Source organism: Flavobacterium sp. (assembly GCF_040382755.1).
In the GTDB taxonomy this organism is placed as follows: domain Bacteria; phylum Bacteroidota; class Bacteroidia; order Flavobacteriales; family Flavobacteriaceae; genus Flavobacterium.
The window spans coordinates 1-10,504 of the sequence record NZ_JBEIET010000071.1; the positions used below are offsets into that span (position 1 = coordinate 1).

The following is a 10,504-nucleotide window of genomic DNA, read 5'->3' on the forward strand; positions in this document are numbered from 1 at the left end:
ATTATCAGAAGATAACAAAACAGCCATTAACTTAGCTTTAATTGAATTAAAAATGGCTTACGAAGCAAAAGATGTTGCTGCAATTACGCCTGCTTTAGAGAAAATCAATACAGCTTGGACAAACGCATCTGCTGAAATGTATAACACTGGAGATGCTCAAGGGGCTGCACAAGCAGAACCACAAGCTTCAGGTGATACTACACAAGATGTAGAATTTGAAGAAGTAAAATAATTTACGAGTTACGAAGTAAGATTTACGAGTAAAACTTAAATTTAAATAGCAAAAAACCGAGTAAGAAATTACTCGGTTTTTTTTATTTTAAGTTGCATGAATAAAATTACCAATACATGCGGAAATGTTATTGCAGCTAAAAACACAAAAAACAAAGCATTGAAATGTTTAATGTCGTTAAGAAAAAAATAGAAAATAGCCAAGCCTATTAATGAAACAAACCAATACAAGGCTGCAGCCTTAATGTACTTTATAAAATTTAATTTTGAATAGTCTCCATACAAAAACGTAATTTGATCAAATATAGAAGGTAAACTATGCCAAAGAATAAAATAAATTGTAAAACCCCAAATTAGAGATGATACTTTAAAAATTATTATAAATACTAATAGAAAAAACAACTCCTTAAATAAAGTTTTAGTTAGATTTTTAAATTCTACAAATAAATATAGGCATCCGAAACTAAATACTATCAAAATACCATACAAACTATATGTGATATAATTTGGAGTAATTTCAACCGAAGTAATATCAAAAATAATATCTCGAACTTGTTTGCTATGAAATTCAAACATGAAAAACAAAATTAATAAACCATGAAACAATTGAATACTTTGAATTATTATTTTGTTTTTATGATTATTTAAAAACCGTAATTGTTGTTCTCCAAAATGATAACCACTTACCAAAATAAACAAAAACAGTATTACAGCAGGTATCAAATAAAATAAAAAGGAACAAAAACTAATTATCGCAATGTAAAAACATAGAATTTGAATAAAAGAATACGCTTTTTTTTGTAACAAAATGTTCTTTGCAATCAAAATATCGTTACCGCCATGTAAGATTCCGAAGGTCAAAATTAAAGAAAAACCCGTAATTATCTGATTTTCAATTGAAAAAAAAGAAGTCAGCCATAATCCAAAGAAGCTAAGTATAATGGCGATTTTATAGTAATTTTTCATTTTTGTTTATCTTTTTTTTAAAAATAATAAACAAAAAGTTTGTTTATTAAAAATTGTTTTTTTAACTTTGAAATAACAAATTAACATTTATTATTAACTAAAAACAAAAAATTATGAAAAATTTATTATTAATGAAAGAAATGTTATCAAATGATTACGTAGGCTTTACTTTCTTTGTAGGATGTATGGCAATGATGGCAGCATCTGCTTTTTTCTTTTTATCATTAAATCAATTTGATAAAAAATGGCGTACATCTGTTCTGGTTTCTGGATTAATTACATTTATTGCCGCAGTTCACTACTTCTACATGAAAGAATATTGGGCTGAAGTTGGACAATCTCCAACATTTTTTAGATACGTTGACTGGGTTTTAACAGTGCCGTTGATGTGTTTAGAGTTTTTCCTAATCTTAAAAGTTGCTGGTGCAAAAACAGATTTATTATGGAAAATGATCGGTTTATCAGTAGTTATGTTAGTAACTGGGTACTTAGGTGAAACGGTTTACAAAGATTCAGCTGCTTTATGGGGTGGTATTTCAGGATTAGCATATTTTGTAATTGTTTACGAAATATGGTTAGGGTCTGCTTCTAAATTAGCTAAAGCTGCTGGCGGAAACGTATTAGCTGCTCACAAAATCTTATGCTGGTTTGTATTAGTAGGTTGGGCTATCTATCCTTTAGGATACATGATGGGAACAACAGGATGGTACAACTCAATGATTCCTTCAGGAAATATTGATATTGCATACAACATTGCTGATGCTATCAACAAAATTGGATTTGGTTTAGTGATTTATAACTTAGCTGTTCAATCTCAAAAAGACTAATTCTTTTAAAATATAAATTAAAACCGGTAAGAAAATTCTTGCCGGTTTTTTTTATGAAAATTATTTTGTACTTTGGTAACACCAAATACTTAAAAATTTTCAACATGAAAAACGTACTACTTGCTTTACTACTTCTATTAACTACTGTTAGTTTCGCTCAAAAACCTAAAACACCAGTAAAAGCAACTTCCACCGCTTTAGCCACTTTTGAAAATTTAAAAGCCGAAATTATCATGGAAGGTGGCAAACAGAAATTAGCGATATTACTTGACAATGCTGGAAAAAAGGAAACCATTATCCTTAAAGAAATAACTGCAACTGACAAAACACAACAGCCAACGAATTTTAAAATCAAATCGTTTACTATTGGGAATGTAAAATTATATCACTTTAGTTATACTGAAAATATATTGACGGAAACCAAATTAAAAAAAGAGAATGCATTAATCACTTCGAATGAAATTTGGGAATTAGCCACCACTAAAATAAAAATATTAGGTAATATTCAAACCGTGAGTCAAATTAAAGAAACTCAATTTTTAGATAAAAACAAAACGGCCTCTCAAACCGTTGATAAAACAAGAAGAGAAGGCTTTGAATTTACTTTAACCAAGGATTACGAAGTTCATTTATCTACAAAAACTCAAACAAATAAATATAAGTTTAACGAAGTTACACGACGTTACGATCCGAAGAAATAAATTAAACTTTAGATTTAAGATAAAAGAAAATAGATAAAAGATTTTACCTACATACTTTTTATATGCACGCCTATTATTTTTAGTATATTTGAATAAACTTTACAATCATGTCAAAACCACAATTAACCGAAATTTTAAATTTAAAATACCCTATAATCATGGCGCCTATGTTTTTGGTATCCAATACTAAAATGGTTATTGAAGGTATGAAAAGCGGTGTAGCAGGTTGTATTCCTGCCTTAAATTATAGAACATTAGAAGAATTACGAAGCGCCATCATCGAATTGAGAAATGCAAAAGTGGATGGCGGCAGTTTTGGTTTTAATTTAATCGTAAATAAATCGAACCTTAAATACAAAGAGCAATTACGAGTTTTATGTGAAGAAAAAGTCGATTTTATATTAACGTCATTAGGTTCACCAGAAGAAACGATTAATCAAGCACACCAAGTAGGTGTCAAAGTATTTTGTGATGTTACTGATTTAAGCTTCGCTAAAAAAGTGGAACTTTTAGGTGCAGATGCATTAGTAGCTGTAAATAATGAAGCCGGCGGACACAGAGGAAATCTTTCACCTGAAGTATTAATCAAACAATTAAACGAGGGTACTTCCCTACCCGTTATTTCCGCTGGTGGAGTAAGTAAAAAATCTGATATAGACAAAATGCTTGCTTATGGTGCAATTGGTGTTTCTGTTGGAAGTCCGTTTATTGCTTCAACAGAAGCTGGCGTTTCACAAGAATACAAACAAGCCTGTGTAGATTATGGCGCTAAAGACATTATAATGACTGAACGTATTTCAGGCACTCCTTGTTCGGTAATCAATACGCCTTATGTTCAAAAAGTAGGCACAAAAACTACTTGGTTGGAACAAGTTTTAAATAAAAACAAAAGTTTAAAAAAATGGGTCAAAATGATTCGTTTTTACATCGGAATGAAAGCAACTGAAAAAGCAGCAACTGAAGTAACTTATAAAACAGTTTGGGTTGCAGGCCCAAGTATTGAAGACACGCACGCCATTTTACCCGTTGCGGAAATTGTAAAAAAACTAACGGTTTAATATGTACGAAACGCTTTTTACTTTTTTAAGTAGATATTTTAAAAAAGCTACACTTTTCAAAGTAGGTTTTAACCTTTCGCCTATGTATAAAAGAAGTTGTGGAAAAATTATATTCGCTTCTGAAGATTTACATGTAGTAAAAATCAAAATTCCTTTATCCTACAAAAATAAAAATTATGTAGGTTCCATATTTGGTGGCAGTTTGTTTGCTGCAACTGATCCAATTTATATGATTCAGTTAATGCAAATTTTAGGAAAAGACTACGTAGTTTGGGATAAAAAAACGGATATCAAATTTAAACGCCCAGCATATGAACACGCCTTTGCAACTTTTGAATTTACAACTACAGAAATTAACGAAATCCTACAGAAAGTAAAAGCTGAAAACGAAATAGATTATATGAAAACCCTTCATATTACGGATAAAAACGGTACCATTTTCGCGGAATTAGACAAAACGCTATATATTGCTACAAAAGCGTATTATAAGCAGAAAAGAGGTTTGAAAGTTTAAACGCAAAGTACGCAAGGATTTTCGCAAAAAACGCAAAATCAAATATTAAACCTTTCAAACTGAGTAAAAAAACTATCGAAACCAATTACCAATTTTACGGAAAGTTCTGCCGAAGAAAGTGCGTTTTCTAACTAAACCAACGATATGTAATTCATTAACAATAGGAGCCATAGTAACATTATATACTTTTCTATTATCTACGATTTGAATTTTTCTTGATTCAACATCTAAAAAACTAAATTCTAAAACATCTCCTATATTAACTTCGATTGAATATTTTCCTAAACTATCTGAAATTACTCTGATTTTAGAGTTCATTTTTATAATATTAACACCTTCAAAAGGTTTACCATCCATATTAACATACCCATTAACAGTAAACTTATTTACAGAATCCGTAGCTTTATTCAAATATTTCAAATCCGTTTGTTCCTGTACTGGTTTTTCTTGAGCTACTGCACTTTCAATTCCTAATCCTAAAAAAGCTAAAACTGAGGTGGCTAAATAACCAAAATAATTAGACGTTCTTTTGGTTTCGATTAAATTTCTATTGAGTTGAGAAGTGTTTATTCTTACACATAAATTATCATTCTTGTTAACCAAATTAATAATTTCATTATCAGATAAATGTGTAAAATCTAAAACTGTTTTCTGACAAGACGCACAAAACCGACCTTTTTCAACAGGTGTCATATTTTGCCAACCTTTATGGCAAGGTTCTGGAATGGATATTTGAATTTTATGTCTCATAATATAAAGATACAAATTAAAAATAAAGTAGAAAAATATTATTTTTAATTAACGTAATATATTTAACCGCAAAGTACGCAAGGTAATTCGCAAAGAGCGCAATTAAAATCATACAAATCTGCGTACCTATTCAAACAAAAAAAAGCCTGTAAGAAATCCCTACAGGCTTTATTATATATAGTTAAAAAGGGTTTATGATAAAACCGCTTTTAAGTCGCCATTCATAGCTCTAACTGCTTCTGCAGATTTTGCAAAAGTTGCTTTTTCGGCATCGTTTAATTGTACGTCAACAATTTCTTGTACTCCGTTTTTACCAATAATACAGGGTACACCTAAACAAATATCTGATTGTCCGTATTCACCTTCTAATAAAACAGAACAAGCAATCATTTTGTTTTGGTTATTTAAGATAGAATCTACTAAATACGCTACAGAAGCTCCTGGAGCATACCAAGCTGAAGTACCTAATAAACCAGTTAATGTAGCACCACCTACCATAGTATCCGCAGCTACTTTGTCTAATTCGTCTTGTGACAAATAGTTAGACACTGGGGCACCATTATAAGAAGCCAAACGTGTTAATGGAATCATAGTAGTATCACCATGACCACCAATAACCATACCTTGAACGTCGTTTGATGGTTTGTTTAATGCTTTTGATAAATAATATTTGAAACGTGAGCTATCTAAAGCACCACCCATTCCAATAATTCTGTTTTTTGGTAAACCTGTAGCTTTTAACGTTAAATACGTCATCGTATCCATAGGATTAGACACTACTACGATTATGGTATTTGGAGAAAATTTTAAAATGTTTTCTGCTACAGATTTTACAATTCCAGCGTTGATACCAATTAACTCTTCACGAGTCATACCTGGTTTTCTTGGAATTCCAGAAGTAATTACTACCACATCTGAATTAGCTGTCTTAGAATAATCATTAGTTACTCCAGTCAATTGTGTGTTAAAGCCTGTAGTTGTAGCACATTGCATAATGTCCATTGCTTTTCCTTCAGCAAATCCTTCTTTAATGTCTAATAAAACTACTTCACTTGCAATTCCTCTGTAAGAAATTACGTCAGCACATGATGCACCTACATTTCCTGCACCTACTATTGTTACTTTCATTGTATAAATTATATTGAGTTGTTATTTTTTTACAAAAATATTGATAATGAAACAATTTTACGTTATTTCACGATTATTTTTTTTATGATTTGTTCATCATTTGTGTTAATTTTAACAAAATACATTCCTGCTTGAAAAGAAATAGGAATTATTTGGTCTTCAATACCTGTTTTTTCAAAAACTTTCGTTCCCAACACAGAAAAAATTTCCACCTTAGAAAAATTCGTAATACCTGAAACAAAAATATGTTCTGTAGCCGGATTTGGATATACTTTTACATCTGTTGTTTCAAAACTTTCATTTGCCAAAGCCGCAAACCAAGGTTGTCCGAATTGCGCACCAAAAATATAATTCGCCAATAACGGATAATCGATAAATGGATTTCTATTGTATTGCCAAGTTTGTATATAATTGTTTCTATTCATTTCAAAATCGTCTCTCGGATCCGAAAGGTTCCAACTTAATAAAGTTGCTAAATCGCCAATATTTCCTGAAGGATTTGCGCCATTGTTTTCGCTTGGATCGCCATTTACAACATTTAAACCGTTAAATCGAACAGCCATATAAAAACAAGCTCTGGCTACATCACCACGCCAAGAACCTTGAGTACCAGTAGCTCCGGCATAAACAGTTGCGGAATTCACCGTGCCATAATTTTTATTATTTCTGGATGAATTTTCTTGTCCGTTTACTGCTCTTATATGATGTGCATCAGAAACACCATCAACTGTGGAAGCCGCACTTGTAGAATTCCAAACCCCAATTCCATCTGCCGAATCATTATTTGCCACCACAAAACCACCTCTCGATTGACAAAAAATATGTTCCCTATTCCATTTACCTACAATACTGGAACTTTGTTGTTGGTCTATTTTAGACATCGGTTGTTCTAAGTAAATTTCCCATATTTGCCCACTATTCATAGGATTTTGATCCGAAGTTTTTAAGATTTCCCAAATGTCTGCATAACTATGTAATCGTACCACAGACGGATTCGCAATTATATTTTGAAGGGCTTGTTTTAATGCCGCACCAGATAAACCCTCTAACGAAGCGTAATAAACCGCTAGATTAGTACTTGCAGTCAAGTTGTAAGAAGGTGCTAAAGGCGTGCCAAAATTTAAGACTTGAAAATCCGTATCTGCCACACGTCTTACAATCGAATTATTACTCGAAACTACATTTACGGGTAAACCCGAAATAAAAAGGACAAATTCTTCATCGCCTTCTTCCAAAGTATCATCAATTAAAGTAATTATTTTTGTAACTGAAGTAGCACCAGAAGGTATGGTTACTGAATTAGTAGTATCAAAAGTATAATCTGCTGAATTGAAATTTCCATTGTTTAAAGAAATGGAAAAAGTAGTAGTTGCGGTTACTGGCGTATCTGTAGTAAATGTAATAGTAACGGTTTGTCCTTCAGTATACGTATTCGCATTAAAAGTGGTAGTCATATAATTTAAAACAATTCCTGAACCGTCATTATTCATACCTGGTGTGGGTGCTTTTACTTCATACGTGCCATCAACTTTTCTTTGAATTGAATGATTGGCCGCATTTGAAGTGGCATTTTCGTTTACACAAACCGTTAGATTTAAAATAGTCATTAACGCGGTTGGTTGTGTAGAAGCTGTATTTGAATACGCAATGGCGTGAACCAAACCCGTGGCTGTTGCAGGAGTATTTAAAGGAAAATCGGTATCATTTGCTTGATACAATGCAATAGCATCAGGTCCGTTTTGAAGCGTAGCATCTAACATAGACAAGGCAGGTGTTGGTGTAAGCAAAACATTGCCGACTAAAAAATTCCCATTTACATCTGTAGTATAACCATCTAAATCAATAGCGTTGTAACTTAACGTTCCAGCATAAGGACTTGTACTTGAAGCATTAAAAAAAACCAATACATATCCATTTAATGAAAAATTAGCAGTTGCCGATTTTAATTCAATAAATTCTTTTTGATCTGTAGAAGGGGTATCAGGGTCTATTTCATTAATTACAACCTGTGAAAAAGAGAAATAGGAAGTCAGAAATAATAAAAATAATTTTATTTTCATTTAATTTTCATTTGAAAAGTTACACAAAACTAGTCATAATTAAGGTGATTTCTTATGATTATTTCCTTTTTTTTAGTAATATTGACTTCTTTAAAGAAAAAATGACAAAAATTAGAATCGTATTTTTTATTTTATTTGCGCTACAATCCTTCTCACAAAATGAGATTACTATTGATGCGAAAATCCTTGAAAACGGAAAGAAAATTGCTGTTTTTGAAGAAATTACGATTAAAAATACATCAAAAACTGCGCTTTCAGAAATTGTCTTAAACGATTGGAATCACGCTTTTTCCAGTAAAAGCTCAGCATTAGCAAAAAAGTTTTCAGATGAATTTAATAGAAGTTATCACCTTTCAAGCAATTCGGAACGTGGTGGAACCAATATAATTTCAATTACTAATGAAAATAAAAAGTCATTATCGTATTTCAGAAAACCAAATCAAATCGATATTGTTATCATTCCTCTCGAAAAACCTTTGGCTACAGGAGAATTTACAACTATCAAAATAGCATATGAAATCACGCTACCAAACTCTAAATTCACGAAATTTGGCTACTCAGAAAACAGACTGTATTTGAGAAATTGTTTTTTAATGCTTTCTAAGTTAGATTCCGAAAGTCAAAGCGAAGAAAATAGTGATGATTTAACTTCAGAAATAGCGAGTTATACTATTCAAATACAGCATGATAACTACACTATTAATTCTGATTTGGAAGTAGAAAACACGACACCAAACGCTTCAAAATTAAGAGGTAATTTACGTACTAATTTTGCAATTGTATTAGAAAAGAAAAACAGCTACGAAACTTATAAAAATAAGGAAACAATAATTGTTAGCAATTTAAAATCTGTCGATTTAAGCCAAAACCAAAAGAATCAAATTATTGATAAAATTACCAATTATGTAGCTGATAATCTGGGAAAATCTCAACAAAACAAAATAATAGTTTCGCAGGAAGACTATGACCGAGAGGCGTTTTATGGATTGAATGAATTGCCTTCTTTAATATCTCCATTTAACGATGATTTTGTATTTGAATTGAAATTCTTAAAAACCTATTTAAATAATTATTTAATGGCGAATTTGAAAATTAATTTCAGAAAAGACCATTGGATTTTAGAAGGCATTCAGCATTATTATCTTAAAAAATACATAGATGAAAACTATCCCGAAACTAAAGCTTTTGGAAAATTAGCTCGATTTAAAATTCTAAAAAAGTACAAGATAATTTCTATGAATTTTACCGAACAATTCATTTATAATTATTTATTAATGGCGCGAAAAAATATTGATCAACCCGTTGGAACAGAAAAAAACACCCAAATAAAATTCAATGAAAGAATAGCCGGAAAATTCAAATCTGGGCTTTCGCTTCATTATTTGAACGCTTATTTAGGAGAAAATTATGTAGAAAATTCAATTAAACAATATATAGAATTAAATAAATTCAAATATACTGATAGTCAAAATTTTAAGTCAATTTTAGAATATAATTCAAAACAAGATTTAAATTGGTTTTTTAACGAATTAATTTATTCCAGAAATAAAATTGATTACAAAATAATTCAAACCAAAAAAACAAACGATGCTATAGAAGTAACAATCAAAAATGTAGGCGATGCCAAAGTGCCTATTTCTATTTCTGGCTATCAGAAAAACAAATTAATAAGTAAAAACTGGATTGAAAATCAATCCGACATTTTTACATTTTCAATACAAAACGATAGTATAACAAAATTCGTTTTAAACGATACGTATGAAATTCCAGAATTAAACAACAATAACAATTCGTACAAATTAAAAAATCGATTTTTAGGAAACAGAAAAATTAGATTTACCTTTTTTAAAGACATTGAAAATCCAAAATACAACCAGGTGTTTTTCGTTCCAACTGCCGAATACAACTTATATGACGGCTTGTTATTGGGTATGAATTTCAATAACAAATCGGTAATTGACAGGCCATTTAATTACGATATTTCGCCTAATTTTTCTTCTAAAACTGGAACACTTGCTGGAGGCGCTGGATTTAGTTTTAACGATATTAACCGCAACAGTACTCATTTTAACACCCGATATGCTGTTTCAGGAACCCGTTTACACTATGCACCTGATGCCTTTTATACTAAAATTACACCAAGTGTAAATTTCAGATTTAGACATCCAAATTTTAGAAAAAACCAAGGTGAAGGCTTATTAATACGACAGGTATACGTAAACAGAGAAAAATCGAATTTTGTTTCTACAAAAAATTCAGAAAATTATTC

The 10,504-nt window shown here is 30.9% G+C and carries 9 protein-coding genes and 1 pseudogene; 6 read left to right on the forward strand and 4 right to left on the reverse strand.

Annotated features, from left to right (window positions below):
* Nucleotides 1-232 (forward strand): annotated as a pseudogene (locus tag ABWO04_RS07520) (molecular chaperone DnaK); the annotation flags it as partial.
* A gap of 68 nt (nt 233-300) precedes the next feature.
* Here the strand turns inward: ABWO04_RS07520 and ABWO04_RS07525 are convergent.
* Nucleotides 301-1,197, reverse strand: a complete 897-nt coding sequence (locus ABWO04_RS07525) for a Brp/Blh family beta-carotene 15,15'-dioxygenase (RefSeq protein ID WP_353078760.1) — start codon at nt 1,195-1,197, stop codon at nt 301-303.
* A gap of 113 nt (nt 1,198-1,310) precedes the next feature.
* Here ABWO04_RS07525 and ABWO04_RS07530 point away from each other — a divergent pair, with 113 nt between their 5' ends.
* From ABWO04_RS07530 to ABWO04_RS07545, 4 genes are all read left to right on the forward strand, one after another.
* Entirely contained in the window at nt 1,311-2,024 is a 714-nt protein-coding gene (locus ABWO04_RS07530) for a bacteriorhodopsin-like (protein WP_353078762.1), read from the forward strand.
* A gap of 104 nt (nt 2,025-2,128) precedes the next feature.
* Nucleotides 2,129-2,725: a hypothetical protein gene (locus ABWO04_RS07535; RefSeq protein WP_353078764.1), complete on the forward strand. Its 597-nt coding sequence runs from the start codon at nt 2,129-2,131 to the stop codon at nt 2,723-2,725.
* A 107-nt stretch (nt 2,726-2,832) separates the two neighbouring features.
* Entirely contained in the window at nt 2,833-3,783 is a 951-nt protein-coding gene (locus ABWO04_RS07540; protein WP_353078766.1) for an NAD(P)H-dependent flavin oxidoreductase, read from the forward strand.
* A 1-nt stretch (nt 3,784) separates the two neighbouring features.
* Complete coding sequence (locus ABWO04_RS07545) at nt 3,785-4,297, forward strand: DUF4442 domain-containing protein (protein WP_353078768.1); 513 nt, start codon at nt 3,785-3,787, stop codon at nt 4,295-4,297.
* 72 nt (nt 4,298-4,369) lie between these two features.
* On the opposite strand, the gene ABWO04_RS07550 is transcribed toward ABWO04_RS07545, so the two are convergent.
* The 3 genes from ABWO04_RS07550 to ABWO04_RS07560 all read right to left on the reverse strand — a co-directional run bounded on the left by ABWO04_RS07550 (nt 4,370) and on the right by ABWO04_RS07560 (nt 8,235).
* Nucleotides 4,370-5,047, reverse strand: coding sequence for a hypothetical protein (locus ABWO04_RS07550; protein WP_353078770.1), 678 nt, complete (start codon nt 5,045-5,047; stop codon nt 4,370-4,372).
* 192 nt (nt 5,048-5,239) lie between these two features.
* Nucleotides 5,240-6,175, reverse strand: coding sequence for a malate dehydrogenase (locus ABWO04_RS07555; RefSeq protein WP_353078772.1), 936 nt, complete (start codon nt 6,173-6,175; stop codon nt 5,240-5,242).
* Nucleotides 6,176-6,237: 62 nt separating this feature from the next.
* Nucleotides 6,238-8,235 (reverse strand): endonuclease, encoded by a 1,998-nt coding sequence (locus ABWO04_RS07560; protein WP_353078774.1) that lies wholly within the window; start codon nt 8,233-8,235, stop codon nt 6,238-6,240.
* 101 nt (nt 8,236-8,336) lie between these two features.
* Here ABWO04_RS07560 and ABWO04_RS07565 point away from each other — a divergent pair.
* Nucleotides 8,337-10,504: gluzincin family metallopeptidase (locus ABWO04_RS07565; RefSeq protein WP_353078776.1), on the forward strand; the 2,168-nt coding region annotated here is incomplete at its 3' end.